The organism is Hydrophilobacter chitinilyticus, from assembly GCF_049860745.1.
Lineage (GTDB): Bacteria > Pseudomonadota > Gammaproteobacteria > Burkholderiales > Burkholderiaceae_C > Rhodoferax_B.
In genome coordinates, this window is sequence record NZ_CP187561.1 from 3,341,449 (window position 1) to 3,366,861 (window position 25,413).

At 62.1% G+C, this 25,413-nt stretch carries 25 protein-coding genes and 1 pseudogene; 3 read left to right on the forward strand and 23 right to left on the reverse strand.

The window, feature by feature from the left end; all coding sequences use genetic code 11:
- Positions 1–15: 15 nt before the first annotated feature.
- Positions 16–747, forward strand: coding sequence for a hypothetical protein (locus ACPWMG_RS14830; RefSeq protein ID WP_483300255.1), 732 nt, complete (start codon positions 16–18; stop codon positions 745–747).
- Between the two features lie 4 nt (positions 748–751).
- Here the strand turns inward: ACPWMG_RS14830 and ACPWMG_RS14835 are convergent, their stop codons facing one another.
- From ACPWMG_RS14835 to ACPWMG_RS14845, 3 genes and pseudogenes are all read right to left on the reverse strand, one after another.
- On the reverse strand, positions 752–3,097 hold the full coding sequence (locus tag ACPWMG_RS14835) for a TonB-dependent receptor plug domain-containing protein (RefSeq protein ID WP_483300256.1): 2,346 nt from the start codon (positions 3,095–3,097) through the stop codon (positions 752–754).
- A gap of 120 nt (positions 3,098–3,217) precedes the next feature.
- Positions 3,218–3,625 (reverse strand): rhodanese-like domain-containing protein, encoded by a 408-nt coding sequence (locus tag ACPWMG_RS14840; protein WP_483305257.1) that lies wholly within the window; start codon positions 3,623–3,625, stop codon positions 3,218–3,220.
- Positions 3,626–3,676: 51 nt separating this feature from the next.
- Positions 3,677–4,369 (reverse strand): annotated as a pseudogene (locus tag ACPWMG_RS14845) (MBL fold metallo-hydrolase); the annotation flags it as partial.
- Positions 4,370–4,457: 88 nt separating this feature from the next.
- Between ACPWMG_RS14845 and ACPWMG_RS14850 the strand changes: the two are divergent.
- Positions 4,458–5,477 carry a Bug family tripartite tricarboxylate transporter substrate binding protein gene (locus ACPWMG_RS14850; RefSeq protein WP_483300257.1) on the forward strand — a complete coding sequence of 340 codons (1,020 nt, stop codon included), beginning with the start codon at positions 4,458–4,460 and terminating at the stop codon, positions 5,475–5,477.
- A gap of 73 nt (positions 5,478–5,550) precedes the next feature.
- Positions 5,551–6,168 carry a hypothetical protein gene (locus ACPWMG_RS14855; RefSeq protein ID WP_483300258.1) on the forward strand — a complete coding sequence of 206 codons (618 nt, stop codon included), beginning with the start codon at positions 5,551–5,553 and terminating at the stop codon, positions 6,166–6,168.
- On the opposite strand, the gene ACPWMG_RS14860 is transcribed toward ACPWMG_RS14855, so the two are convergent.
- From ACPWMG_RS14860 to ACPWMG_RS14955, 20 genes are all read right to left on the reverse strand, one after another.
- Positions 6,158–7,129 (reverse strand): LysR family transcriptional regulator, encoded by a 972-nt coding sequence (locus ACPWMG_RS14860; RefSeq protein ID WP_483300259.1) that lies wholly within the window; start codon positions 7,127–7,129, stop codon positions 6,158–6,160. The two genes, ACPWMG_RS14855 and ACPWMG_RS14860, sit on opposite strands and share 11 nt — an antisense overlap.
- 209 nt (positions 7,130–7,338) lie before the next feature.
- Entirely contained in the window at positions 7,339–8,295 is a 957-nt protein-coding gene (locus tag ACPWMG_RS14865) for a Bug family tripartite tricarboxylate transporter substrate binding protein (RefSeq protein ID WP_483300260.1), read from the reverse strand.
- Complete coding sequence (locus ACPWMG_RS14870) at positions 8,288–9,673, reverse strand: amidase (protein WP_483300261.1); 1,386 nt, start codon at positions 9,671–9,673, stop codon at positions 8,288–8,290. The genes ACPWMG_RS14865 and ACPWMG_RS14870 overlap by 8 nt, the downstream gene beginning before the upstream one ends.
- The gene (locus tag ACPWMG_RS14875) at positions 9,670–10,359 is read right to left on the reverse strand and encodes an RraA family protein (RefSeq protein WP_483300262.1); all 690 of its coding nucleotides are present in this window, start codon (positions 10,357–10,359) and stop codon (positions 9,670–9,672) included. The genes ACPWMG_RS14870 and ACPWMG_RS14875 overlap by 4 nt, the downstream gene beginning before the upstream one ends.
- 111 nt (positions 10,360–10,470) lie before the next feature.
- On the reverse strand, positions 10,471–11,022 hold the full coding sequence (locus ACPWMG_RS14880) for a methylated-DNA--[protein]-cysteine S-methyltransferase (protein ID WP_483300263.1): 552 nt from the start codon (positions 11,020–11,022) through the stop codon (positions 10,471–10,473).
- 67 nt (positions 11,023–11,089) lie between these two features.
- Positions 11,090–12,004: an SDR family oxidoreductase gene (locus tag ACPWMG_RS14885; protein ID WP_483300264.1), complete on the reverse strand. Its 915-nt coding sequence runs from the start codon at positions 12,002–12,004 to the stop codon at positions 11,090–11,092.
- 67 nt (positions 12,005–12,071) lie between these two features.
- The gene (locus tag ACPWMG_RS14890; RefSeq protein WP_483300265.1) at positions 12,072–13,013 is read right to left on the reverse strand and encodes a glutathione S-transferase family protein; all 942 of its coding nucleotides are present in this window, start codon (positions 13,011–13,013) and stop codon (positions 12,072–12,074) included.
- 17 nt (positions 13,014–13,030) lie between these two features.
- Positions 13,031–14,047, reverse strand: a complete 1,017-nt coding sequence (locus ACPWMG_RS14895) for an NADP-dependent oxidoreductase (protein WP_483300266.1) — start codon at positions 14,045–14,047, stop codon at positions 13,031–13,033.
- A gap of 53 nt (positions 14,048–14,100) precedes the next feature.
- Positions 14,101–14,550, reverse strand: coding sequence for a PaaI family thioesterase (locus ACPWMG_RS14900; protein ID WP_483300267.1), 450 nt, complete (start codon positions 14,548–14,550; stop codon positions 14,101–14,103).
- Between the two features lie 4 nt (positions 14,551–14,554).
- Positions 14,555–15,346 carry an SDR family oxidoreductase gene (locus ACPWMG_RS14905; RefSeq protein WP_483300268.1) on the reverse strand — a complete coding sequence of 264 codons (792 nt, stop codon included), beginning with the start codon at positions 15,344–15,346 and terminating at the stop codon, positions 14,555–14,557.
- A 53-nt stretch (positions 15,347–15,399) separates the two neighbouring features.
- Complete coding sequence (locus ACPWMG_RS14910) at positions 15,400–15,702, reverse strand: Dabb family protein (RefSeq protein ID WP_483300269.1); 303 nt, start codon at positions 15,700–15,702, stop codon at positions 15,400–15,402.
- Between the two features lie 15 nt (positions 15,703–15,717).
- Complete coding sequence (locus ACPWMG_RS14915; RefSeq protein ID WP_483300270.1) at positions 15,718–15,924, reverse strand: hypothetical protein; 207 nt, start codon at positions 15,922–15,924, stop codon at positions 15,718–15,720.
- Between the two features lie 13 nt (positions 15,925–15,937).
- Positions 15,938–17,770, reverse strand: a complete 1,833-nt coding sequence (locus ACPWMG_RS14920; protein WP_483300271.1) for an acyl-CoA dehydrogenase — start codon at positions 17,768–17,770, stop codon at positions 15,938–15,940.
- Positions 17,767–18,219: a PaaI family thioesterase gene (locus ACPWMG_RS14925; protein ID WP_483305258.1), complete on the reverse strand. Its 453-nt coding sequence runs from the start codon at positions 18,217–18,219 to the stop codon at positions 17,767–17,769. Before ACPWMG_RS14925 ends, ACPWMG_RS14920 begins: the two co-directional genes overlap by 4 nt.
- A 41-nt stretch (positions 18,220–18,260) precedes the next feature.
- Positions 18,261–19,436 (reverse strand): acetyl-CoA C-acyltransferase, encoded by a 1,176-nt coding sequence (locus ACPWMG_RS14930; RefSeq protein ID WP_483300272.1) that lies wholly within the window; start codon positions 19,434–19,436, stop codon positions 18,261–18,263.
- Between the two features lie 10 nt (positions 19,437–19,446).
- On the reverse strand, positions 19,447–21,546 hold the full coding sequence (locus ACPWMG_RS14935; RefSeq protein WP_483300273.1) for a 3-hydroxyacyl-CoA dehydrogenase NAD-binding domain-containing protein: 2,100 nt from the start codon (positions 21,544–21,546) through the stop codon (positions 19,447–19,449).
- Positions 21,547–21,685: 139 nt separating this feature from the next.
- Positions 21,686–22,393, reverse strand: coding sequence for an ABC transporter ATP-binding protein (locus ACPWMG_RS14940; RefSeq protein ID WP_483300274.1), 708 nt, complete (start codon positions 22,391–22,393; stop codon positions 21,686–21,688).
- 6 nt (positions 22,394–22,399) lie between these two features.
- Positions 22,400–23,155, reverse strand: coding sequence for an ABC transporter ATP-binding protein (locus ACPWMG_RS14945; RefSeq protein WP_483300275.1), 756 nt, complete (start codon positions 23,153–23,155; stop codon positions 22,400–22,402).
- Positions 23,148–24,419 (reverse strand): branched-chain amino acid ABC transporter permease, encoded by a 1,272-nt coding sequence (locus ACPWMG_RS14950; RefSeq protein ID WP_483300276.1) that lies wholly within the window; start codon positions 24,417–24,419, stop codon positions 23,148–23,150. The genes ACPWMG_RS14945 and ACPWMG_RS14950 overlap by 8 nt, the downstream gene beginning before the upstream one ends.
- Positions 24,419–25,363 (reverse strand): branched-chain amino acid ABC transporter permease, encoded by a 945-nt coding sequence (locus ACPWMG_RS14955; RefSeq protein ID WP_483300277.1) that lies wholly within the window; start codon positions 25,361–25,363, stop codon positions 24,419–24,421. Before ACPWMG_RS14955 ends, ACPWMG_RS14950 begins: the two co-directional genes overlap by 1 nt.
- Positions 25,364–25,413 lie beyond the last annotated feature (50 nt).

Consider the following 25,413-nt stretch of genomic DNA (forward strand, 5'->3'; position numbering starts at 1 on the left):
GTGCAAGCGGCTGACATGCAAGATCAAACGCTGGTCATTGCGCCTGTCTTCCAGGTGGCCGAACCCGCCGCCGCGCGCTGCCACGCCAAGGGCGTGCCAACCGCGCAAGCCGACGATGTGCTGTGGACGTGTGCCTCATGGATCGAGGGCGGCGGTACGTTCTCATCATTCGCCGCGCTGGATGCCCTGGTCGACGAACTCCACCAACGCTGGCCTAGCCTGCGCAGCATCACCATCGCAGGGTTTTCGGCCGGTGCGCAGTTGGTGCAGCACTACATCGGCTTCGCTGCGTCAACGAAACCGGGCGCGCCAAACGTGCGTTACGTGGTTGCCTCGCCCGGTACCTGGCTGTATTTCGACGCGGCAAGGCCTACTGCTGCACTGCACGCCACCTGCCCCACGAAAAACCGCTGGAAGTACGGTACCGAAAACCTGCCCGCCACATTGGGTCGCCGTGCTGAAGAAGCCTACCAAGCCTACGCCGCAGCCGAGGTGCATTACTTGGTCGGCGCTCTAGATACCGGCGACAACCCCGGCACCTACTACCGAATCCTCGACAAATCGTGTGCCGCCCAAGCGCAAGGGCCGTACAGACTGGAGCGTGCACTGGGTTATGTCGCCGCGGAAAACCAGCAACGTTCTGCGGCAAACCAAGCCACGCGCGAAGTCGCCGTGGTGCCCGGCTGCGCACACGACGTGGCTTGTGTGTTCACGTCACCCGCCGCGCGCCCCGCTCTAACGCCTTAGTGGCTTAAAACTGCGTGCCCACCGTCAGGTACAGTCGTGGCGTCAACGTCATGCTGGAATCGTTGCGCACCGCTCTGCCGCTCGCATCCACGTAATTGCGCTCGCGCAAGAAGCGGGCGTTGCCAATGTTGAAAAGGCCGATGCGCCAGTACCCCAGCGTGGGAAACACGCTGCCGATGTAGACATCCAGCGCAGTCCGCGCGTCGTTATGGCCGGTGATGCCGGGCGAACTGTTCACTTGCGCCGGCCCGGTCATCGACAAAGTGCCGCCGCCAAAAAAGCCACCTGATCTGCGCAGCGGCTTCGCCACACTCAGGTTGGCCAGATAGCGCGCTTGGCCTGGGATACGGTTGCCCTCGTTGATGCCGCTAGTCATGCGTGACTGCAGCAGGCTGGCGTTGGCCGACAAGGTCCAGTCGCGCCCCAAGCCCAACCAGGTGAGGCCGGTTTTGGCATCGAACTCCAGGCCCCAGACCGTAGCCTCGCCCACGTTTTCGCGTTGCTCCACCCAGCGCGTGCCCACCTGGGTGACCGTCGTGGCGATCACGTCCTTCAACTGCCGCACAAATAAGTTCAGCCCCATCTGCCCTTGCCGCGCAAGCCGGCGCTCAAAGCCGGTGTCGAACGTCCACGCCACTTCGGGGCGCAGATCGGGGTTGCCCACCACGTCGGGGTTGTTGATGCTGTTGTTGCCCTGGCTGGGAATGCTGCGGTCCACCAAGTCCCAGATGTTCGGGTTGCGCGTGACGCGCGCCAGGTTGGCGCGGAACTGCAGGTTCTCGTCCACCGGTGTTCGCACGTGCAGCGATGGCTGCAAGAAATGCGTGCTGCGCTGGCTCAGCAGCGTCGCGTCGTTGCTGCTGATGGTCAGCGACTCATAGCGCAGCCCGGCGGTTAGCGTGGTATTGGCGGGCAGTTCCCACTCGTTCTGCCCCCACAGCGCGTTGCGTTGTGTGGCCACGCCAATGTTCATTTGCTGGGGCAGCGTGCTGCCAGATGTGGTCTGGTTGTCCACACTCACGCGGCGGTGTTCGGCCAACACACCGGCGCTCCACAACAGCGGGCTTGCGGTGCCGGTGAGTTTGCTGCTGAAGGTCTGGATGCGGTCTATCCGGTTGTCGTAAAAGCTATACGGCACGCTGAAATCTGGCCCGGCCGCGTAGTCCCGTTCACTGTCGCCAGTTCGGTCTACAGTGGCATGGGCTTCGCTGGCCGAGAGCGTGCTCTCCAGCTTGCTGTTGGCAAAGCGGTGCGTCCAGTCGGCTGCACCTTGTGCGTAGCGGCGATTGTTGAGGTAGTTTTCCGCTACCGTGGTTTGGTAAGGCAGTGAAGGCCTCACGGTATCAACACCGTTGCCCTGGCTGGTGTAGTCACCCGCAAAATGAAAACGGGTGAAGGTACCACGCAAGCCTAATTGGTCTGCGCCGCTCAGGCGGCCATTGACCCGGGGGAGAAACGCCAGGTTCGAGCTCCGATAACGCCCCGCGCTGTCCGACTCCGTCGTCACGTTGCCAGCGGTGACGGTGGTTCTGTGGGTATCAGAGCCTTGCAAAAGGCCGTTGTCCGACAGCGCCACAAAGTAGGACCACGGTCGGTCGATCTCGGGCAGGGTCGGAAGCGTCGGTGTTGCGGTGGATGCGGCTGACGCATCTGGCGCTTCTACGGGCGCGCCCTCTTCTGTGCCTGAAGCCGCTGGTGATGACTTTGAAGTCTGGCCACCAGCCGCTGCACCCTTACCTCCGCCCAAGGGGCCCGACTTCGAGAAAAACGCCTGCCCCGCTTCACGCCCCCAGACCCGGTTGTCCGTCAAGCGAATCGTCGTCTCGCGCTGTACCGTGGCCTGGCGCAGCACCAAGTTCAACGTGCCCGCCGTAGCGCCCGCAAACTCTGCGGTGGGCGCGCGCATCACCTCTATGCGCTCCAGCATTTCAGAGGGCAACTGGTCCAGCGCCAGTTGCGCACCGCCGTTGGCCACACGCTGGCCGTCGACCAGCAGTTGCGTGGCGCTACGTTCCATGCCGCGCATGCGAATTTCGACGCTACCGTTGGCGTTGGTGGTGACCTGCACACCCGGCAATTGCCGCAGCACGTCGGCTACCGAAAAAGCACCCAGTTGTTCGATGTCTTGGCGGTCCACTGTGACCATGGAACCGGCCGCAAAAAAGCGCTCCTCGATGGAACGCCGCGCCGTCACGTTGACGGTGTCGAGCTGCCGGTTTTCAGTATCGCCACGGTCATCGGGCATGCCTTGCGCGCTGGCCACACAAGGCAGCAACAAGACCCAGAGGCCGGATTTCAGCAGAGCACGCAAGGACGGGCGCAGGGCAAACGGTGGCACTTGGTTGGTCATCGTGAACCCTTACGGGAGACAGTTTGTTATGAGTTTTTGGTCGCCAGTATAGGGTTGCCTATCGTTGTTTCAGATGACATCGCACCACGTGATTTCCCGCAACCAACCAGCATCGATTGGCTAGTTCTGCCGCCACGGCAAGCCCTGCAGCCGCCATCCGCCAATGTGGCCGCGCTGGGCCTGGCCATCCGGGTCACCTTCAAACCCTTCCAGAATGTTGTAGGCCTCAAGCCCCAATTCTGTGGCGCGTTTGGCCGCAGCTACCGAGCGCACACCACTGCGGCACAGCAGGAGCAGCTTGCGGCCATCGGCTACCGCCGCCCGCACACCAGCGTCGAATGCCGGGTTCAACGCCATGCCGGGCCACTGCTTCCAGGCCAAGGGCACGGCGCCGGGCACAAAACCCACCCACTCGCGCTCGGCGTCGGTGCGCACATCCACCAGCACGGCCTGGCCGTCTTGCCACCAGCGGTAGGCCAACGCGGCGGGCACATCACCTGCGTAGCCGGTGGCCGGGCGTACCGCCATGGCATGCGTTGTGCTGCCAGCGGTTGCAGACGGCTCACCCACCGCATCGTGCCGCAGGCCAGAATGCAAATTGGCCGGCACGGCCTCGTCGATGCGCGCGGGGCGCGGCAGGTTCAGCGCATGCATGATGGCCACAAACTCAGCCTCGGTCTTGCCGGCCACGCGCGCATTGGATTTTTTCTCGGTGCCGATGGTTGAGCTGTGGCGGCCGTTGTAGTCATGCGCCGGCCAGACCACGGTCTCTTCCGGCAGTTTGAACAACACCTCGGTCAGGCTGTGGTACAGCGCATGTGCGCTGCCCGATTGAAAGTCGGTGCGCCCGCAGCCGTTGATCAGCAAGGCATCACCCGTGAACACGTTTCCGCGCCACAGGTAGCTCATGCTGCCGGCGGTATGGCCAGGCGTGTGCAACACCTGCAGCGTCTCGTCACCAAACTTCAGCGTGTCGCCATCCACCAGTTGCGTGGCGGCTGTGGTGATACCGCAGCCGCTGGGTGCGGCCGTACGCGCGCCCGCATGTTCAGCCAGCAAACCGGCGCTGGTGATGTGGTCGGCATGCGCGTGGGTCTCCACCGTCCATGCCAGGTGCACGCCGTGTTTTTGCAACTCGGCCAGGTCGCGCTCCAGTTGCTGGTCGACCGGGTCGATGATCAGCGCGCTGCGCGTCTGCGGGTCGACCAACAGGTAGGTGTAGGTGCTGGAGGCGGGATCGAAAAGCTGGATCGGGCTGCAAGATGAACTCATGGCGTGGCCTCGGGTACAGCGGGGCGCCCTTGAGTTGATAGATTTTTAGAATGCCTACCAATAACAATTAATGACTTTTGACAATTAAATGAAATTCGTATCATGCCATTCACCTTATTTTGTTTGGATGATGATGAAATTAACTACTTGCAAAATCATTTGTGCGGCGCTGTTCATTGCACCAATTCTTACTATGGCGGCAGATTATCCCGATAAACCTGTACGTTTGATCGTGCCTTATCCACCGGGCGGTGCTTCAGATACGGTGGCCAGGTTTTTGGGGCAACAGCTTTCAACCCGATTGAATCAACCTTTTATTGTTGAAAACAAACCCGGTGCTACAGAACAGATTGCGGCAGGCTATGTCGCCAAATCTCCAGCCGACGGTTATACGATATTACTCGCCTCCACGGCGGGCTTGTCTGTCAATCCAACCCTGTACAAAGGCAAGCTGCCTTATGCCCCCGAGCAGGACTTCGCGCCGATCGTCCAGGTGGTCACGCTTCCCAGCATTGTGATGGTGAACCCGAGTTTGCCGGTTAAAACATTTGATGAGTTAACCACCTATATCAAATCGTCTCCCACCCACCTGACGTATGCCTCCAGCGGCGCTGGCAATCCAAGCCACCTGGGCATGGAGCTGTACAAACGGACCGCAGGTGTCGACGTGACCCACGTGCCCTACAAAGGTGGCGCACCGGCGATGCAGGATTTGATGTCTGGCCAAGTGGCGATGATGATGGCCATTGGCCCCGAATCCATGCCCATGGCCAAGGCCGGAAAGATGAAGGCGCTGGCCATCACTACCGCCAAACGCTCCGCCGCCTACCCTGGCCTGCCCACGGTGTCAGAGTCCAGCGGGTACAGCAGTTTTGAGCTTTTGCATTGGTTTGCCTTGGTGGCACCCGCTAAAACGCCTGCGCCCGTCATTACGCGCTTGAATCAAGAAATCAACGAAATCTTGAATCAAAAAGAAAACCGCGAAAAACTCATTGGCTTGGGCATGGAAATTGACGGCGGCACACCACAGCGTTTGGCAGACACCATCAAGAAAGACCGCTTGAAATGGGAAAAAGTAATAAACGATGCCAACATCCAGCTCGATTAAATCAGTATTTTCATTTAAAACAGAAGCTCAATTTAATATGCTACTTCAAGGCACTGGCGTTTTAATTACATCCATGCAGGTTCTTCCCGAGGAAGATGCTGATTTCAATGAATGGTTCGATAAAGAGCATTTACCCGAGCGCGTAGCCATTCCTGGTTTTCTGGATGGGCGGCGTTACGAATCCACCAACGGCTCGGGCCGGTATTTGCAAATCTATAACACCGTTGATTTCGCGGCACTGGACAGCGCGGCGTACCACCAGGTCCTGGCCCATCAGACCGATTGGTCCAAGCACCATATTCCGCGTTTTATCCGCCCGACCCGCGTGGTCGGGCAATTGGTCGAAAGCCGTGGATATGCGCGCGGCGCGGCGGTCACGCTGATCAGATTGCGCCCCAAAAAAGGCGTGTCCATGCTGCCGGCGCTGCAGCCGGGCCGGCGCCTGGTGGAAGCCCCAGGCGTCTCGGCCGTGCACTTCGTGGAGGGAGATGCCGAACTGTCCAAACCGCTGATGACGGATGTGCCCTACGTCGGCAGCGAAGACGGCTACATCATCGTCGAGACGTCCAGCGTGGCCGCCGGTGAGCGCATCGCCAGCCAGTGGGACATCTCGGTAGAAGCCTACGGCGAGCTGGTCGACATGGCCACCTACCGCTACCGGCTGGACGTGAGCGCGCCAGTCAAATCGTAGAAACCTGCCCTTCTGGCTGCCCCACCAAGGCATCGAGCGGGGTTTGCTCGGCTGCGCGCACATCTGGCAAAAAGAACCGGGTGAGGGCCAGGTTGCGTTGCGCAATGTCGCGCAGCCGGGCAGTCGTGGCGCTGTGGTGGTGCGCCGGAAATGACAAGTAGTACGCCACGGCGGGCAAGGCCGGTTGGCTGTCGAGCACACGCATGGCGCCAGACGCCAAGTGCTCTCGCACGATAGACACCGGCAACACTGCGATCGCATGGTCAGACAGCACCAGCGACAGCATCAACGACAAAGAGTTGCAGCGGCTGAACTCCTCGGTTTCAAAGCCGCCCGACTTCAGCCACTTGGCCATGGAGTCGTTCAACGTGGACGGTGGCGGGTTGCACACGATGCGGTGCGTGATCGCCTGCTCTGGCGTGAACGGCCCAGGCAACACCGCCGCATCACGCGCGGCCACCCATTGGTGTTCAGTCCATCCCAAGAAAAGACTGGTGACGTTGGCCTGGTCGCTGCGGCCGGTGTGCAGCGCCATGTCGAGCTCTCCGTGGTTGATTTTCTGCAGCAGCTCGGCGCCGCCACCCACCTTCAGATCCACGCGCACGCTGGGGTGTGTTTCCTTCAGGTCTCGCAGAATGTGCGGCATGCCGACGATGGCGCAGGATTCGTCTACTCCGATGCGGATCAGCCCGCTGATGGAGTCGGTCAAATCAAGCCGCGCCATTTCCTGCGCAGACGCGAGCACGCGCTCGGCATAAACCAGCGCATTGCGGCCGGCCTGCGTGACCTGCAGGCGCTGGTTGTGGCGTTCGAACAGCTTGATCGACATCTGGTCTTCCAGCTCTCGAATGCGGTTGGAGACTGCAGGCTGGGTCAGGCTGAGATGTTTCGCCGCAGCGTGTACGGTGCCGAGGCGAGCGGTACACGCAAATGCTTGCAGTTGGCTTAACGTAAATCTCATCGATGCAAATCTCGTGGCGATGTCATGGCAATTTTTAACCGACAGCTTACGACGAATGACGCAGCTTGAGGATAGGGTGCAAGGCGCGTGCCAATCACCCCTTCATCACCAACTGATCACCCACTGAAAAGCGCCGCCGCAAAGTCGCTCAACACAATGAAGAACGGACGCCGCAGCGTCCGTGATGGTGATCCCTGACCTGCGCGCAGCTACTGCGGCGTGATCTTTGCGGTCTTGACGAGACGCTCGTAGTTCTCGGCATCTTTGCGGATGAACTCGCGGAAGTCTTCGGGCGAGCCGTCGGCAGGAATCAGCGAGGTTTCTTCCAACTGCTTGCGCAAATCGCCGCGCAGGGCTGCTCTGATGGTGGCATTGAGTTTGTCGACGATGGGCTTGGGTGTACCGGCCGGTGCGGCAATGCCGGTCCACGTCACCACTTCAAAGTTGGGCAAGCCCGCCTCTTTCATCGTAGGCACATCCGGCAGCAACGGTGAACGTTGTCCGCTGGTGATGGCCAAGGCGCGCAGCTTGCCGCTTTTGACGTATGGCAGCGCGGTGGGCGATGTGTCGAACAAGAAGTCGATCTGCCCGCCCATCAAATCTGTCAGCGCAGGCGCGCCGCCTTTATAGGGCACGTGCAGCAATTCCACTCCGGCTTGCTGCATCAGCACTTCGGCAGAGAAGTGCTGTGCCGACCCCACACTCGCGCTGCCAAAGGTAAGCTTGCCGGGCTTGGCCTTGGCCTGTGCAATCAGCTCCTTCAAGTTCTTCGCTGGAAAGCTTGGGTTTACCACCAGGATATTGGGCTGATCCACCACCCGCATCACCGGCGCAAACACTTTCTGCGGGTCGAATGGCGGGTTGGCGTAGAGATACTGGTTGGCGGCAAACACGCCCGCGCTGCCCACCAACAGCGTATAGCCGTCGGGCGCCGACTTAGCAACAAAATCCGCACCGATATTGCCCGATGCACCAGGCTTGTTGTCGATGATGAAGGGTTGCTTCAAGGTGTCGGACAAGCTTTTGCCTACCAGGCGGGCCACCAGGTCCACACTGCCGCCTGGTGGGAACGGCACGATCAAACGCACCGGCTTGACCGGATAGTCTTCGGCCATCGCCATGTGGCTCACGGCGACCAGAGAGAGTGCCAGAATTTTCTTAAGCATCGACGACCTCTAGAAGGCTGGTGTTGACAGGGCGAACCACTTCTTCCATCGCGGCAGCTACCGCCAGCAGGCGCTGGTCGTCCCACGCGCGCCCCACAAGCTGCAAGCCAATCGGGCGGCCATTTGCATCGAAGCCGGCGGGCAATGACAGCGCACAAAGCGCCAACAGATTCATCGGCCGGGTGAAGTGCACCGGCGCCTGGCTGTGGTCTACCTCTTCAATCCGTGGCGCGGTGCAAGCGGTGGTGGGCATCACCACGGCCGAAATGTCCAGCCGGTCCATGGTCTGGGCAAACTGCAGCTTCCACTGGGCGGCTGTTTCCTGTGCATGCAAATAGTCCACCGCCAGGGTGGTGCTGGCGGCCACCAGGCGCGGACGCACCGACGCGTCGATGGGCGCGTCGGCATCTGCCAGAAAACGCGCGTTGGCCGCAGCGCCTTCGGTGATCATGATGGCATTCGTCACGCTTTTGAAAGCTTCAATCGCCACCGGAAATTCGAATGGCACCAGGGTGTAGCCGGCCTGCGCCAACTGCGCCAAGTTGGTGGCGTAAGCGCGGGCCACATCGGGTTGCAGTGCCGAGAGTTCGTTCGGCAGCAGGTGGCCCACCCTTTTGGACGCAGCAGGTTCTGTGCCGGCTGCTTGAGGCGTGGGCAGCAGCGCCTCAAAGCAGATGCGTGCGTCGTCAATGGAACGCGTGAGCACACCCACGCTGTCCAGGCTCTGGCTCAGCGCAAACACACCTTGCCTAGGCAGCGCGTCAATCGTCGGTTTGAAGCCCACGATGCCGCAGAAGGCCGCCGGCACGCGCACTGAGCCGCCCGTATCGGTGCCCAGCGCCCAAGGCACCAGATTCGCGGCCACAGCCACGGTAGAACCGCTGCTGGAGCCACCGGGTACCAATGTCACATCAGGCGAGCCGCAGGGGTTGCGTGGTGTAGGCATGTGTTGGTTGGTGCCCCAGGAGCCCAGCGCAAACTGCACCAGGTGCGTCTTGCCCACGATGATGGCGCCGCAACGTTCAAGTTGCTCCACGACTTCGGCATTTTGCGGGGCCACGTTCTGCAGCAGCAGGGGCGAGCCCGCCGTGGTGGCCTTCCCCTTCATGTCGAACAAGTCCTTCAGCGCGACCGGAATGCCGTGCAGCGGCCCCTTGTCTATGCCAGACGCCAGCTCTGCATCGGCCCGCGTGGCAGCCTTGAGAGCTTCTTCTTCAAACACGGAAATGAAGCATTGAAATGTGGAGTCAAAGCGGGCGATGCGTTGCAGGCAATCCTTTGTGAGATCGACGCTGGAGGTTCTTCCGGAACGCAGGTCGGCGGCAATGTGTGCAAGAGAGGGAAACGCGGCGGGCTTCTGGAGGGTCTTTGAAGTCATGAAGTGGCTCGGGTAGTGTTGTGCAAGGTGGTGCCAAGAATGTCGGGGTAGGGTTCCCCGTTTCTCAACTTGATCAGGGTTCCGATTTCTCGCTCTTGCAGTGCGATGGCCTGCAAGGCAGCGCTCTCGATCTCGTGTGGTGGCAAAACGAGGATGCCGTTTTCGTCGGCCAGGATGGCGTCGCCAGGCCGCACGGTCACGCCGCCACAGCTCACCGGTACACAAAATGCGCCTCGAAGACCTTCGCTGCGGGTGGTGCGCGCACTCAGTCCCCGGGCCCAGATGGGCAGGCCGATGTCACGCAGTTCCTGAATGTCGGTGACGCAGCCGTCAACAATGACGCCCACCGCGCCGCGGACGCTGGCCGCCAGTGCGCTGGCGCCGCCAATGCAGGCGATGGCGTCGTCACCATCGCGGTCGACCACCAGAAAGTCGCCGGGCCGCAACTGGCCGAGCGCATGGTGCAGCACCGAACCGTCCAGGCCGTGCAGCCTGACCGTGACGGCCGTGCCCACGGTTCTGGGCACGGTGTTAAGGGCATTGACGCGGCGATGGATGAAACCGTGCTCGCGAAAATGGCCAATGGTGGCGGGTTCGGCTTGCGCCAACAGCCGCAGTACACCGGGGTCAAGAGGGCTTGGCAGTGCCCCGATTTCAATGGCGTTGTGTGGAGTCGTTGAGGTCATGCAACGATTCTAGAAATGACACTTCGCCACCGATACTGATGAATTCTGAGGATGGTTGATATGAAAAGCTTATCAACACACCCGAGCCGCACCGGCTCCTCTACAGGGGACCTAGAGCGCGTCGAACAAGCCGGGGCCCTGCCCTAATACCGCGCGCTCAATCTCCAACATGCGCAATTTTGTGTTGAGCCCACCAGCAGCCGAGAAACCACCCGCCCCGCCCTGCGCGGCCAGCACGCGGTGGCATGGCACCACCGGCGCGAAGGGGTTGAAACCCAGCGCCTGGCCAATGGCGCGCGCCGAACCCGGGGTTTGCAAAGCCTCGGCCATGGCGCCGTAGGTGGTGGTTTGGCCTGGCGGGATTTGCCGCGCCAGAGCGAACACACGTTGGTAAAACGGCGAGATGCCGTACATGTCGAGCGGGATGTCTTGCAGGTCGTCCACCGCACCATCGAGCAACGCGGCGATGCGGTTCATGGCGAACTGCACCTCGGGTGGTGGCTTCGCCTCCACGCTGCCGGGTGCACGGCTGTGGATGCGTTGCAACGCACGCTCGGCATTCACTTCCGGCAGTTGCACGGCGCACAGCCCAGCTTCACCCCAGGCCACGCCGCAGCGGCCCAGAGCGGTATCAAAAAAGGCGTGGTGTACGGTTGACGACATGGTGCGTTTTACTATCAATTCAGAAGCTGCCGCTGCATACCTACAGCGCGCCAGAGGCCGATTTCTCTTAAGACTTCTGTCCAGCCCGCAACGCAGCGCGCAGTTGCTCCCCCAGCTCGGGCTTGTGCGTAAACGGGTCGCTGGGGTTGCGGCTTTGCATGATGTCTTCCAGCCGAGTTTGCACCGCGCCCAAGGCCTGTGGGTGGCTGAAGATGTAAAACTGGCCAGCGGCCAATGCATTGAACACCAGTTGCGCCACGTCGCTGGCCGAAACCTTGCCGGCGGCCACGGCCTTGTCGATCATCGCCTGGCCTACGCGCTGGCTTTGGGTGGCCACATCTGCGGCCTCTGACGCTGGCCGGTTGCGTTCGCTGTGGTGAATGCCGGTGGGCACAAAGTACGGGCACAACACGCTGGCGCTGACTTGGGCTGTCACCAGGCGCAGGTCTTGGTAGAGCGTTTCCGTCAGGCTCACCACCGCGTGTTTGCTCACGTTGTAGATGCCCATGTTGGGGGGCGCCAACAGGCCGGCCATGCTGGCGGTGTTGACGATGTGGCCACGGTAAGCCGGGTCGGCCTGCGCGGCGGCCAGCATCATCGGCGTAAACAGCCGCACGCCGTGCACCACGCCCCAGAGGTTGACGCCCAGCACCCATTCCCAGTCGCGAACCGAGTTCTCCCACACCAGGCCGCCCGCGCCCACACCGGCGTTGTTGAAGACGAAATGCGGCGCGCCAAAACGTTGTTGCACGGCTTGGGCCAGCGCCTCCATCTGCGCCGCGTTCGACACATCAACCCGACGCGCCAACACCTGCGCGCCTGCCGCCGTGAGTTCAGCCTCTGCCCGATCGAGTGCATCCTGCTGCACATCCACAAGCACCAGGTTCATACCGCGCGCGGCGCCGATGCGCGCACATTCCAGGCCGAAGCCCGAGCCGGCGCCGGTGAGCACGGCGGTTTTGCCTTTGAGGTCTGCGAGCATGACGGTTGTCTCCGTTATTGTTTTGACTGCTGGCCGAACGCGCTGAAATTTGAGCCGGTGCTTAAATTCAGGTTGAGGCCTCAGCCTTCTTCAGCACATAACCCACGCGCGGAAAGTGCACATGCACTGTGCCCGCGCGCTCGTCTTCGCGGCGCAGCGTGTAGTGCATGCGCGTGGCGGCGAGCAGTTCGCCTTCGGTGGCTTCATGGCCAAAGATTTCGGCGGTGATCGTCACGCGGCTGCCCAGCGGAATGCCGTGTTCGTCGACAAACGGCTCGTCGGCCAAAGGTGCCGGGGTGCTGGCGGCAGCCACGGCAATCGCATCCAGCGGGCTCAGGTCTTCAGGCTTGCCGTGACCCAAGGCGGCGATGGCGTCCATCCAGGTCAGCACGGCGGGCGTGGCGTCCAGAATGTCGGCCATCACGGGGTTGGTGACGCGGCTGAACCACAGAGGATGGTAGGCCGCGAAGTCGGCCAGCGAAGGAGCATCACCCAGCAAAAAAGGCTTGTCGCTGAGCATGTTGGCCAAGCGGCGCAGGTAGCTTTTGTAGGCGGCCGTGGCGTCACCGGGGCGCAGGCGGGTCATGCCCACGGCCATGGCCGCGCGGTCTTGTCCGAAGGCCTTGGCCACTTCCACAGGCGCACCGGCAAACAACGCGGCCGCGCCTTTGGGGCTCAGGTTGTAGGCCATGGCGGCCCAGAACAAAGTGGTGTCGGCCCACTGCGCGACGATGCGTGTGGCGCCCTTCACCGCTGGTGGGTACAAGGTGGGCGAGGCGGCGCGGTGCTCCAGCACGTCGCAGATGAGTGCGGTGTCGCAATACACGTCCGCACCGATCTGCAGCACTGGCGCGCGGCGGTAGCCGCCGGTCAACGCCTGCAACTCGGGCTTGGGCATGATGCGCGGCATCAGCACCGACTTGTAGGCGAGTTGTTTGTAGCCCAGCACCGCGCGGATTTTTTCACCGAACGGCGACGTGGGGTAATGGTGCAGGATCAGGTCGGACATGGGGCGCTCCTCAGAACTTAGATCAGCTTGACCAGTTGTTTGCCGAAGTTCTTGCCCTTCAGCAAGCCAAGAAACGCCTCGGGCGCGGCCTCAATGCCTTGGGCCACGGTCTCGCGGTATTTGATCTGGCCGGTGGCCACACCCTTGCCGAGTTCGGCCAGCGCTTCGGGCCACACGTCCATGTGTTCACCAACGATGAAGCCTTGCAGCTTGAGCCGCTGCGTCAACAGCAAGGATGGGTTGGCCAACGCCATGGGCTGGCCGTCGTAGCCGGCAATCATGCCGCACAGCGCGATACGGCCGAAGGCGTTCATGCGCGAGAGTACAGCCTCCAGCACCATGCCGCCGACGTTTTCAAAGTAGCCATCCACACCATCAGGTGCGGCTTCTTTCAAGGCCAGCGACAGCGAACGCGCATTGGCGTGCGCCTTGTAGTCGATGCAGGCATCGAAGCCGAGTTCATCGACCACATAACGGCATTTGTCTGGCCCACCGGCAATGCCCACCGCGCGGCAACCGCGCGACTTGGCGAGTTGCCCCACCACGCTGCCTACGGCGCCACTGGCGGCGCTGACCACCACGGTCTCGCCGGCCTTGGGTTCGCAAATGCGCATCAGGCCATACCAGGCGGTGACGCCGGGCATGCCCACCGGGCCGAGGTAGGCGCTGAGCGGCACGTGCGTGGTGTCCACCTTGCGCAGGTAGCCGATCTGCGTGGCATCGACCACCGCGTACTGCTGCCAGCCACCGATGCCGACCACGTGGTCGCCCGCCTTGAAACGTTCGTTGCGGCTCTCCACCACTTCGCCCACGGTGCCGCCGATCATCGGTGTGCCCAGGGCTTGTGGTGCTGCGTAGCTCTTGCTGTCGTTCATGCGGCCACGCATATAGGGATCGAGGCTCAGGTAGTGGTGGCGCACCAGCACCTGGCCGTCTTGCAGCGCGGGCGTCTCTACGGTGACGAGTTTGAAGTTGCTGACGGTGGCTTCGCCTTGGGGGCGGTTGTCGAGCAGGATTTGTTTGTTTTGGGCCATGGTGGGTGTGCGGAAAAATGTTGGGGAAGCACCAACCGGTGACGCGAAAGCGCTCAGTCGGTGGCGGGGTGTTGGTTGGCCGAATCGGCGCTATTCGTGGCGTCTTGCGCTTGCGCGGGTGGACGCTGCACGTACTTGAACGTGCCAGTGGCCTGGGCGCATAGGCGGCCCTGGACGTCGAGTAATTGAGCCTCGGTAAAGGCCATCTTGGTCGTGCGGTGCAGCAGCTTGCCCACGCCGCGCAGCGCGCCCTTGGCGGGCTGCATGAAGCTGGTTTTCATCTCGATGGTGACCACCCCCATCTCGGGCTGCACGCTGCGCGCCGCCGCCGCCATGGTCACGTCCATCAAGGTCATGATGGCGCCGCCGTGGGTCACGTTGAACGAGTTCATGTGCTCGGGGCGCGGGTTGAAATCGATTTGCGATTGGCCGTCTTCAAAACGCATCAGCTCAAAGCCGAGATGGTCGACAAACGGAATGGGAACGCCAAAACCCAAAGACATAGCACTAACCTCCGATGACTGCACTCACACCGCCGTCCACCGCCAGCCACTGGCCGGTAATGTGTTTGCCCGCGTCGCTGGCGTACAGCAACGCCAAGCCTTTTAAATCTTCGTCGTCGCCCAGGCGGCGCAAGGGCGCGTGGGCGGCCATCTTGTCCTCGCCCAACTGCTCGATCAACGCGCTGGCCATCTTGGTCTTGAAGAAGCCAGGGCAAATGGCGTTGACGCGGATGCCATAGCGCCCCCACTCCGCCGCCAGCGCGCGGGTGAAGTTGATCACCGCGCCCTTGGAGGTGTTGTAGGCAATGGTCTGCATCTCCACCGGGTTGCCGGCCAGCCCCGCGATGGAGGCGATGTTGATGATGCTGCCGCGCTTGCGCTCGATCATGCTGAGCTTGGCGACCTGCTGGCTCAGCAAAAAATAGCCACGCACGTTGAGGTTCATCACCTTGTCCCACGCGGCCACGGGGTGCGCCTCGGCCGGAGCGCCCCAAGAGGCGCCGGCGTTGTTGATCAGGATGTCGATGGCGCCAATGCGGTGCAGTGTTTCGCTCACCAAGTGCTCGATGTCAGCCTCTTTGCCGCAGTCGGCGGCCATCCAGCGTGTGTCGATACCCAGGTCTTGCAACGAGGCCGAGGCTTCTTCCAGATCGCCCGCCTTGCGCGAGGTGAGCATGATGCGCGCGCCGGCCTCGCCCAGCGCCTGCGCCATTTGCAGGCCCAGGCCGCGCGAGCCGCCGGTGACCAAAGCGGTCTTGCCTTTGAGGTCGAAGAGTTGTTGCACGGCACGGGTCATCGCTTGTCTCCTATTGAATTTTTATCTGGGGCATCGGCGCGGCAACGCTTGGCCTAAACGACGTAGTCCATGCACTGGCGCGTGTCGCGTGTGGCGCCGATAAAGGGTTTGAGTGCCACGTGTTGCGGATGGTTTTGGTACGCGTCCAGTGCGGCCTGGTCGACGAACTCGGAGTACAACGCCAGATCCTCGGTGGTCTCGCAACCGGGCTGCGCGGTGATGACTTCAAACTTCAGGATGCCCGGCACCAGGTTGGCACAGGCTTCGAGCAGTGCGCGGGCCTTGGCGGTGTTTTCGGCGCGTGTGGCGCCCCCGGCGTGTTCTTTGAATTTCCAGAAGACGATGTGTTTGATCATGCTGATAAGTAAAAGCTAGTCGGGAGTGACCTTGAGGCGTGAACGCACGTAGATGAGCGCAAAGCCCACCACGGCCACCACGCCACCGAACCACGACAAAGAGGTGCCAAGGGCTACATCTGTGCGCTGTGTAAACAGGCCGAGGATGAAGGTCAACAGGCCCCCGTAAACCAGCACCCAAATGAGGTTTTGCAGGCGCTTGATGTTTTTGGCTTTGGTCATGGATGGCACTGTACTAAAAACAATCCTCAGGCATGTTGGCGCAGGTCAAATCGCCCTGTTGCACCACGTTGAGCCAGGCGCCAATCTTCGGTAGTTCGTAAGCATAGAAGTAGGCAGTGGCGTAGCTTACACCTGCGCTTGGCGACGATGCATCTTCCGCCGCCTGTGTGCTCGCACAGCAAGCCACGTCCAACCAGATCCACGCCAGCACCACGTGGCCAAAAGCTTGCAGGTAAGGCACGGCGTTGGCCAAGGCCTGCCTGGGGTCGCCAGAGCCCCAAGCCAACTCTGTGGCGTGAAGCACTTGCTGCCATGCCGATTTCAATGCGAGCGCGTTGGTCTGCAATGCGGCCACATCACAGGCTTTGGCCACCGTGGCGTGAATGCGTTCGGTCAGCAACTGCAAGCCACGGCCCTGCTCCATCAACACTTTGCGGCCCAGCAGGTCGGCAGCCTGGATGCCGTGTGTGCCTTCGTGGATCATGTTGAGGCGGTTGTCGCGCCAGTATTGCTCGACCGGGAAGTCGCGTGTGTAGCCGTAGCCGCCGTGCACCTGGATGGCAAGCGAATTGGCTTCCAGGCACCACTCGCTAGGCCAGCTTTTGGCGATAGGCGTCAGCACTTCCAACAGCAAGCGGGCCACGTCGGCCGCTGCAGCATCGGCCGTGTGTTGCTCGTCGACCAACCGCGCGCAATACAACTCCAGTGCCAGCGCACCTTCGCAGTAAGCCTTCTGCGCCAACAGCATGCGTTTCACGTCGGCATGTTCGATGATGCGCACGGGCGGCTTTGCCACATCTTTACCTGCCGCCCCCACAGGCCTGCCTTGCGTGCGGTTACGCGCATAGTCCAGCGAGGCGTGGTAACCGGCCATGCCGAGCATGGTGGCCGCCATGCCCACGCCAATACGCGCCTCGTTCATCATGTGGAACATGCAGCGCAAGCCCTCGCCGGGCTGGCCTACCAGGTAGCCCACGGCACCGGCGCGGCCGTCCACCGGGTATTTGCCTTCGCCAAAATTCAACAGTGTGTTGGTGGTGCCGCGCCACCCGAGCTTATGGTTGAGGCCCGCGAGCGCCACGTCGTTGCGCTCGCCGGTGAGTTGGCCGTGCACATCAACCATGTGCTTGGGCACGATGAACAACGAGATGCCACGTGTGCCCGCAGGCAACTTGCCGTGTTCGTCCGGAATTTTCGCCAGCACGATGTGGACGATGTTTTCGGTCAACTCGTGGTCGCCCGCCGAAATCCACATCTTGTGGCCCACGAGGCGGTAGCGCGGGCCCAGTGCGTCTGCGGCAAACGCGTCACCATCGGGCACAGCGCGCGTGGTGATGTCGCCTAGGCTCGATCCTGCCTGCGGCTCCGACAGGCACATGGTGCCGGCCGAGCGGCCAGAGAATTCATTGTGGGCAAACACCTGCTGCTGCAGCGGCGTGCCGTGCACCATCAGCAGGTTGGCGTTGCCGGTGGTCAGCAAGCTGGCGTTGATGCTGACCGAGGCCATGGCGAAGAAGCTGTTGGCCGCCGCCTGCACGCTGTAGGGCAACTGCATGCCGCCGATGGCGTAGTCTTGCGCTGCAGCCAACATGCCGGATTCGGCGTAGGCACGGTGCGCGGCGTGGGTGGCTTCGGGCAGGAGAACCCGCTCGCCATCGAAGTGCGGCTCTTGGGTATCGACCGTGCGGTTGTGGGGTGCGTATTTGTCGCGGGCGATGCGTTCGCAGGTTTGTAGCACGGCATCGAAAGTCTCACGCGAATGGTCGGCAAAACGCGGGCGCTGGTTCAGCGTCTCGACATCCAGCCAGTCGAACAGCAGGAAGTCGAGCGTGCGGCGCAGCGTCAAGCGGAGGCCTCTTTAGTTGTAGCCTCTTTTGTCTTAGCCTCTTTGCTTGCTGCCTCTTTGGACGGCAAGCGTGAGATGGTGCCTTGGGCCAGTGCGCAGAGTTTTTCAACGCCCGCAGTGACAGCAAATACCTCACACGTACACACGGCCTGCGAGGCCCCCACGTGCACCGCGTGGGCGCGGGCCACCAAGCGCTCGCCCACGCCGGGGCGCACGTAGTTGATTTTGTATTCCGAGGTCACCACCGGCACTTGCAGGGCGGTGCCGCCGGCAAAGGTGAGCGCGTTGTCGGCCAGGTAGCTCAGCACACCACCGTGTGCAAAGCCGTGCTGTTGCAACAGTTGCGGCGTGAGGTCTAGTTCCAGTTCGACCTTGCCCGGGCTCACGCTGTTCAGGCGCGTGCCCAGCAGTTGGCTGAACGGCTGCTCAGCCAACACCTGCCGCGCCATGGCCACAAACTCTTCAGGTGAGACCTGGGGGCCGCTCACGCTTACAGCACCTCAAACACACCAGCCGCGCCCATGCCGCCACCAATACACATGGTGACCACCACCTTCTTCGCACCACGGCGTTTGCCTTCAATCAAGGCATGGCCGGTGAGACGCTGGCCGCTCACGCCGTAGGGGTGGCCCACAGCGATGGCGCCGCCGTTCACGTTCAGGCGGTCGGCGGGAATGCCCAGTTTGTCGCGGCAGTAGATCACCTGCACAGCGAAGGCTTCGTTCAGTTCCCACAGGTCGATGTCGTTCATCGTCAGGCCCAGGCGCTTGAGCACCTTGGGAATGGCGAACACCGGGCCAATGCCCATTTCATCGGGCTCGCAACCCGCCACGGCAAAACCGAGGAAGCGGCCCAGCGGCTTCAAGCCACGGCGGCTGGCCACGTCTTCGTTCATCACGACCACGGCGCCGCCGCCATCAGAGAACTGGCTGGCGTTGCCGGCCGAGACCAAGCCACCCGGCAAAGCCGAGCGCAGGCCTTGAATAGCTTCAACGGTGGTGCCGGGGCGAATGCCTTCGTCGGCACTGCAGGTCACTTCTTTGGTGCTGAGGCCACGCACCGGGTCGGCCAAACCCATGGTGACGGTGATGGGCGCGATTTCGTCCTTGAACAAACCAGCCTCTAACGCGGCGGTGGCACGCTGTTGGCTGGCCGCGCCGTACTCGTCCATCTGCTCGCGCGAGATGTTGTAGCGCTTGGCCACTTGCTCGGCGGTTTGCAGCATGTTCCAGTAGATCTCTGGCTTGTTCTTGTCGAGCCAGGCGTCGCGCAGCATGTGCTGGTTCATCTCTTGCTGCACGCAAGAAATGCTTTCCACACCACCGGCCACGTAAATATCGCCTTCGTTGGCGATGATGCGTTGCGCGGCCATGGCGATGGTCTGCAGGCCAGACGAACAAAAACGGTTAACGGTGGCGCCGCTGGTCGTCACCGGGCAACCGGCGCGTAAAGCCACCTGGCGTGCGATGTTCGCGCCGGTGGCGCCTTCAGGCGTGGCGCAGCCCATCAGCACGTCGTCAACTTCGGCGGCTTCGATGCCGGCGCGTTGAATCGCGTGGGCCACGGCGTGGCCGCCCAAGGTGGCGCCGTGGGTCATGTTGAAGGCGCCCTTCCAGCTCTTGGCCAGAGGGGTGCGCGCGGTGGAAACAATCACTGCTGCGGTCATGGTGCGGTCCTCAATTGAATGTCTTGCTGTCGGCAACGAGCTTGGCCAGCAGCGGCGCGGGCTGCCAGAATTTGGCGTCGTCCAGCGGGTTTTGCGCAAAGCGGTTCATGCTTTGCACCACGTTGAACAGGCCCACTTGGTCGGCGTACAACATGGGGCCGCCACGGTGGATAGGGAAGCCATAACCCGTGAGGTAGACCATGTCGATGTCGCTGGCCTTAGAGGCAATGCCTTCTTCCAGAATGTGCGCGGCCTCGTTGACCAGCGAATACACCAGGCGCTGCACGATTTCTTCGTCCGAAATTTTGCGTGGCGTGATGCCCTGCGCGGTGCGGTGATCGGCAATCATCTTTTCGACCTGCGCGCTCGGAATGGCGTCGCGCTTGCCCGCCTGGTAGTCATACCAGCCAGCGCCAGTCTTCTGGCCGTAGCGGCCCATTTCGCACAGCAGGTCTGCGGTCTTGCTGTACTTAAGGTCTGGCTTTTCCACGTAGCGGCGCTTGCGGATGGCCCAGCCGATGTCGTTGCCGGCCAGGTCGCCCATACGGAACGGGCCCATGGCAAAGCCAAACTTTTCAACCGCCTTGTCGACCTGCGCGGGCGTAGCGCCCTCTTCCAGCAAGAAGCCGGCTTGGCGGCTGTATTGCTCGATCATGCGGTTGCCGATGAAGCCGTCGCACACACCCGACACCACGGCCGTCTTGCGGATTTTCTTGGCCACCGCCATCACGGTGGCGAGCACGTCTTTGCCGGTCTTTTCGCCGCGCACCACTTCCAGCAGCTTCATCACGTTGGCGGGGCTGAAGAAGTGCATGCCCACCACGTCTTGCGGGCGCTTGGTGAAGTGGGCGATTTTGTTGACGTCGAGCGTGGAGGTGTTGGATGCCAAAATGGCGCCGGGCTTCATCACACGGTCCAGCTCTTTGAACACGGCCTCCTTCACGCCGAGTTCTTCAAACACCGCTTCAATCACCAGATCAGCCTGGCCGATTTCGTCGTAGCTCAGCGTGGTGCTCAACAGCGCCATGCGCTGCTCGTATTTGTCTTGCTTGAGCTTGCCCTTCTTCACTTGGGCTTCATAGTTTTTGCGGATGGTGGCCACGCCACGGTCTAGCGCTTCTTGCTTCATCTCCAGCATCTTCACGGGGATGCCGGCGTTCAAGAAGTTCATGGCAATGCCGCCACCCATGGTGCCCGCGCCGATGACGGCGACGGACTGAATGTCGCGCTTGGGTGTGTCTTCCGGCACATCCGGAATTTTCGACGCGGCACGTTCGGCCGCGAAGATGTGGCGCAGTGCGCGGCTCTCGGGCGTCCACATCAGATTGATGAACATTTCGCGCTCGGTGAGCATGCCCTGGTCAAACTTTTGTTTGGTGGCGGCCTCTACCGCGTCCACACACTTCAGCGGCGCGGGGAAGTTCTTCGCCATGCCCTTGACCATGTTGCGCGCAAAGCCGAAATACGCATCGCCCAACGGGTGTTTGCATGGCAGGTTGCGCACCAGCGGCAGCGGGCGGACAGAAGCAACTTCGCGCGCAAAAGCCAAGGCTTCGTCGGCCAGCGACTCCACCGAGGCCGACAGTTTGTCGAACAGCTTTTGACCGGGCACGCTGGCCAGCAATTCGCTCTTCACGGGCTCGCCGCTGACGATCATGTTCAGCGCGGCTTCAACGCCCAGCACACGTGGCAGGCGTTGTGTGCCACCAGCGCCGGGCACCAGGCCAAGCTTCACTTCAGGCAAGGCCACGCTGCAGCCAGGTGCGGCGATGCGGTAATGGCAGCCGAGCGACAGCTCCAGGCCGCCGCCCATGCACACCGAATGCACGGCGGCCACGACGGGTTTGGCCGAGTTCTCCACGGCCAGAATCACGCTGAGTAAATTGGGCTCGGCCAGCGCCTTGGGGCTGCCGAATTCCTTGATGTCCGCGCCACCCGAGAAAGCCTTGCCGGCTCCGGTGAGCACGATGGCTTTGACGGCGGCATCGGCATTGGCTTTGGCCAGTGCGTCCGTGACGGCCAGGCGGGTGGCAAAACCCAGGCCGTTGACGGGCGGGTTGTTGAGGGTGATCACGGCGATATCGCCGTGGACTTTGTATTCAGCAGTCATTCGGACACCTCGATAGTTAATAGAACGATCGTTCGTTTTTCATTGTAGAAATCTGCGTTTGCACGTCCAGCCGTTTTTGTCTCGGCAGGGACAGACTTCATGGTGGTTAACCCTAAACCCCTATCTCAAACTCCCAACCCTAAACTTCCAACCACTCGCGCCGCACCGCCGCGTTGTCCAGCAACTGCTGCGGCCGCCCTTCAAACACCACGCGGCCATGGCCCATCACCAACACACGGTCGGCGGTGCGCAAGGCAATGTCGAGCTTTTGCTCGATCAGCAAAACACCCAGGCCGCGCTGGCGCAACTCGACCAAACACTGCGCCACCTGCGCCACCACCTGCGGCGCCAAACCTTCGGTCGGCTCGTCCACAATCAACAGCTCGGGCGCGCCCATCAGGCTGCGGCCCAGGGCCAGCATTTGTTGCTCACCGCCCGACAACACACCAGCCTCGGTGTCGCGCCGCTCCAGCAGGCTGGGGAACAGCGCGTAGACATCGTCAAACGACCAGCGCAAGCGGCTGGCCTTGCTGGCATCATCCGCCTTCTGGCCGAGCAGCAGGTTTTGCTGCACCGTCAGCGCGGGAAACACGTCGCGGCTCTCGGGCACATAACCCAAGCCAAGACGCGCCATCTCGAACGTCTTGTGGCCCAACACTTCTTGTTCTTGCCAACGCAGGCTGCCCCGCGCCTGCACCAGCCCCATGATGGCCTTGGCCGTGGTGGAGCGGCCCACGCCGTTGCGTCCCAGCAGCGCAACGATTTCGCAGGGGCGCACCTGGAACGACACGCCATGCAGCACGTGACTCTGGCCGTAGAAGGCGTGTAGATCGGTGAGTTGCAACATGTGGGTCTACCTCTGATGAGCCATACCTAAGTAGCTCTCTTGTACCTGGGCATTCGCGCGCACCGCCTCGGGCACATCACACGCGATCACCTCGCCACGCACCAGCACGGCCACGCGGTCGGCCAAGCCAAACACCACGTCCATGTCGTGCTCGACCACCAGCAAGGTTTTACCTTGCGTGACCTCGCGCATCAAGGGGATGAAACGCTCGGTCTCGGCGCGGCTCATGCCGGCGGTGGGCTCGTCCAGCAGCACCACAGCGGCGCCGCCGGCACAGGTCACACCGAGTTCCAACGCGCGTTGTTCGGCGTAGGTGAGCTGGCCGGCAGGCACATTGCGCCGCGCTTCCAGGCCTAGCCTGTGCAGCCATTCTTCAACGCGCTGGTTCACTGCCGTGAGCCGCGATAAAAAGAGAAACAGGTTGTAGCGGTAGCCCATTTGCCACAACACACTGCAGCGCAGGTTGTCGAAAACGCTGAGCGTGGGGAACAGGTTGGTGATCTGGAAACTGCGCGCCAAACCACGCCGCTGAATTTGCTGCGGCGCCAAGCCGGTAATGGGCTGCCCTTGCAGCAACACCTGCCCCGCCGTGGGCGCCATACGACCACTTACCAAGTTGAACAGCGTGGATTTGCCTGCGCCGTTGGGGCCGATGATGGCGAGCCTCTCACCCGCCATTGCCGACAGGCTTGCGCCACGGATGACTTCGGTTTTGCCAAAGCTTTTGTGCAGCGCCTGGAGTTCGAGTGCGGGCTTAGCCATGGGCATCTCCTGTGCTTCCCGCACGCAAACGCATGTCGGCTTGCGCCGCTTGCCAGGCCGTGGCGAAGCGCTGCCACGCCCACCACAGCAAGCCCAGCGCCACCGCTGCACCAGCCGCCACGGCCAGCCACACCGCAACATTGCCGGTGTCCAACGGCAACCGCGCAAACATCAGCACCGGGTCGAACTCGGCGTTGAGTTGCAGGTGGTAGAGCATTTCGACCAACGCGGCCAACCCTGTCAAAGCCAGCGGTGCGGTGAGCAATAACCAAAGGTACGGCCACTTCAAACGATGCCATTGCCCCAAGCGCCAGGCCCGCATGTTTTGCATCAGCAAGCCGGCCAGCCCGCCAGGCGCGGCCATCACCATCCAGATGAACAACAGCCCCAGGTACAACAGCCAGGCTTGGCTGGCAGCGCTGAGCCAGACGAAGGCCAACACCATCAACACGCCGCCCAGCACCGGGCCAAAAAACACCGCCGAGCCCCCCAGGAACACGAACAACAAATAGCTGCCCGAGCGCTCCATGCTCAGCACTTCGGAGGTGACGATTTCAAAATTCAGCGCCGCCAAGCCACCCGCCACACCCGCAAAGAAACCCGCCACCACAAACGCGATGTAGCGCACCACTTGCGGGTTGTAGCCCACAAAGGCGGCGCGCTCCGGGTTGTCGCGCACAGCATTGAGCATGCGGCCCAGCGGCGTGCGGGTGAACAGATACAGCAATGCGGTGCAGGCCAGCGTGTAGGCGGCAATCAGGTAGTAGAGCTGGATTTGCGGGCCAAACGTGATGCCAAACGGCCGCGCGCCCGTGACGCGGTTGCCTGGAATGCCCGCCTCGCCGCCGAACACGCCAGGGAACATCAGCGACGCGGCCCACACCAGTTCACCCAGGCCAAGCGTGATCATGGCAAACGTGGTGCCTGCAGTTTTGGTGGGCAACCAACCGAGCAGCGCGGCAGACAGCAAGCCGACCGCGCCACCCACCAGAGGCAGCAAACTCACGGGAATGGGCCACTGCCCTGCCCCCACAGCATTGAGCACGTGCATGGTGCCGTAGGCACCTAGCCCGGTGAACACCGCATGGCCGAAGCTCAACATGCCGCCCTGGCCAAACAGCAGGTTGTAGCTCTGGCAGGCGATGATGGCGATGCCCATTTGCGACAACATGGTGTGGGCCAGGCTGCTACGAAACACCAGCGGCGCGGCGACCAGCAGCAAGGCATAAGCCGCCCAAGCGATGTTGCGAACGCGCGCCGACATCACTTGCGCACCCCCAGCAAACCTGCAGGGCGAAACGCCAGCATCACCACCATCAACACATACGGCAAGATGGGGGCGATCTGGCTGAGTTTGAGTTGCCAGACCGCATTGCCCCAACTCTGCGAAGAAAGCGGCCAGCCCCACTGCTGCGCCAAGCCGAGCAAGGATTGGTCAGCGGCCACGGCAAACGTCTGCAGCACGCCGATGAGCAAAGACGCCCAGAAAGCCCCGGCCAGTGAGCCCAGCCCGCCGACCACGATCACCACAAAAATGATGGAGCCCACCGAAGCTGCCATGCCCGGCTCGGTCACAAAGGCGTTGCCGCCAATCACCCCGGCCAAGCCGGCCAGCGCGGCGCCGCCACCAAACACCCACATGAAAATGCGCGGCACGTTGTGGCCCAGGGCCTCCACCATGTGCGGGTGCGTCAAAGCGGCTTGCACCACCAGGCCCACGCGGGTGCGCGTCAGGCCCAGCCAGATGGCGACCAGCATCAACACCGCCACCAGCATCATGAAGCCCCGGTACGCGGGGAAGTACATGCCGTAGAGGCTGAACAGCGCGCCGTCCAGACCCGCAGGCACGCGGTAGTCCACGGCACCACGGCCCCAGACCAGTTGAACCACCTCGTGGACGATGTACGCCAGGCCGAAGGTGACCAGCAACTCGGGCACATGGCCCAGCTTGTGCACGCGGCGCAGGCAAAAGCGCTCGAACAAGGCGCCCAAAGCCCCCACGAGCAAAGGCGCGAACACCAGCCCAGCCCAAAAGCCAAAGCGGCTGGACAGCGCAAAGCCCAAGTAAGCGCCCAGCATGTAGAAGCTGGCGTGCGCGAAGTTCAGCACGCCCAGCATGCTGAGGATGAGCGTGAGCCCCGAACTCAGCATGAACAGCAGCAAGCCGTAGCTCACGCCGTTCAGCAAAGAAATAAGTATGAATTCCATCGACCCGATTCATGAGGCAGCGCCTCAAACACCGGGCGCCGCAAAGGGGT

Bases quoted from the DNA above. Each gene is read 5' to 3' on its own strand.
- ACPWMG_RS14830 (WP_483300255.1), top strand. From the start codon at position 16: ATGCAAGATCAAACGCTGGTCATTGCGCCTGTCTTCCAGGTGGCCGAA.
- ACPWMG_RS14835 (WP_483300256.1), bottom strand. From the start codon at position 3,097: ATGACCAACCAAGTGCCACCGTTTGCCCTGCGCCCGTCCTTGCGTGCT.
- ACPWMG_RS14840 (WP_483305257.1), bottom strand. From the start codon at position 3,625: ATGGCGGTACGCCCGGCCACCGGCTACGCAGGTGATGTGCCCGCCGCG.
- ACPWMG_RS14850 (WP_483300257.1), top strand. From the start codon at position 4,458: ATGAAATTCGTATCATGCCATTCACCTTATTTTGTTTGGATGATGATG.
- ACPWMG_RS14855 (WP_483300258.1), top strand. From the start codon at position 5,551: ATGCAGGTTCTTCCCGAGGAAGATGCTGATTTCAATGAATGGTTCGAT.
- ACPWMG_RS14860 (WP_483300259.1), bottom strand. From the start codon at position 7,129: ATGAGATTTACGTTAAGCCAACTGCAAGCATTTGCGTGTACCGCTCGC.
- ACPWMG_RS14865 (WP_483300260.1), bottom strand. From the start codon at position 8,295: ATGCTTAAGAAAATTCTGGCACTCTCTCTGGTCGCCGTGAGCCACATG.
- ACPWMG_RS14870 (WP_483300261.1), bottom strand. From the start codon at position 9,673: ATGACTTCAAAGACCCTCCAGAAGCCCGCCGCGTTTCCCTCTCTTGCA.
- ACPWMG_RS14875 (WP_483300262.1), bottom strand. From the start codon at position 10,359: ATGACCTCAACGACTCCACACAACGCCATTGAAATCGGGGCACTGCCA.
- ACPWMG_RS14880 (WP_483300263.1), bottom strand. From the start codon at position 11,022: ATGTCGTCAACCGTACACCACGCCTTTTTTGATACCGCTCTGGGCCGC.
- ACPWMG_RS14885 (WP_483300264.1), bottom strand. From the start codon at position 12,004: ATGCTCGCAGACCTCAAAGGCAAAACCGCCGTGCTCACCGGCGCCGGC.
- ACPWMG_RS14890 (WP_483300265.1), bottom strand. From the start codon at position 13,013: ATGTCCGACCTGATCCTGCACCATTACCCCACGTCGCCGTTCGGTGAA.
- ACPWMG_RS14895 (WP_483300266.1), bottom strand. From the start codon at position 14,047: ATGGCCCAAAACAAACAAATCCTGCTCGACAACCGCCCCCAAGGCGAA.
- ACPWMG_RS14900 (WP_483300267.1), bottom strand. From the start codon at position 14,550: ATGTCTTTGGGTTTTGGCGTTCCCATTCCGTTTGTCGACCATCTCGGC.
- ACPWMG_RS14905 (WP_483300268.1), bottom strand. From the start codon at position 15,346: ATGACCCGTGCCGTGCAACAACTCTTCGACCTCAAAGGCAAGACCGCT.
- ACPWMG_RS14910 (WP_483300269.1), bottom strand. From the start codon at position 15,702: ATGATCAAACACATCGTCTTCTGGAAATTCAAAGAACACGCCGGGGGC.
- ACPWMG_RS14915 (WP_483300270.1), bottom strand. From the start codon at position 15,924: ATGACCAAAGCCAAAAACATCAAGCGCCTGCAAAACCTCATTTGGGTG.
- ACPWMG_RS14925 (WP_483305258.1), bottom strand. From the start codon at position 18,219: ATGGCGCGGCAGGTGTTGGCTGAGCAGCCGTTCAGCCAACTGCTGGGC.
- ACPWMG_RS14930 (WP_483300272.1), bottom strand. From the start codon at position 19,436: ATGACCGCAGCAGTGATTGTTTCCACCGCGCGCACCCCTCTGGCCAAG.
- ACPWMG_RS14935 (WP_483300273.1), bottom strand. From the start codon at position 21,546: ATGACTGCTGAATACAAAGTCCACGGCGATATCGCCGTGATCACCCTC.
- ACPWMG_RS14940 (WP_483300274.1), bottom strand. From the start codon at position 22,393: ATGTTGCAACTCACCGATCTACACGCCTTCTACGGCCAGAGTCACGTG.
- ACPWMG_RS14945 (WP_483300275.1), bottom strand. From the start codon at position 23,155: ATGGCTAAGCCCGCACTCGAACTCCAGGCGCTGCACAAAAGCTTTGGC.
- ACPWMG_RS14950 (WP_483300276.1), bottom strand. From the start codon at position 24,419: ATGTCGGCGCGCGTTCGCAACATCGCTTGGGCGGCTTATGCCTTGCTG.
- ACPWMG_RS14955 (WP_483300277.1), bottom strand. From the start codon at position 25,363: ATGGAATTCATACTTATTTCTTTGCTGAACGGCGTGAGCTACGGCTTG.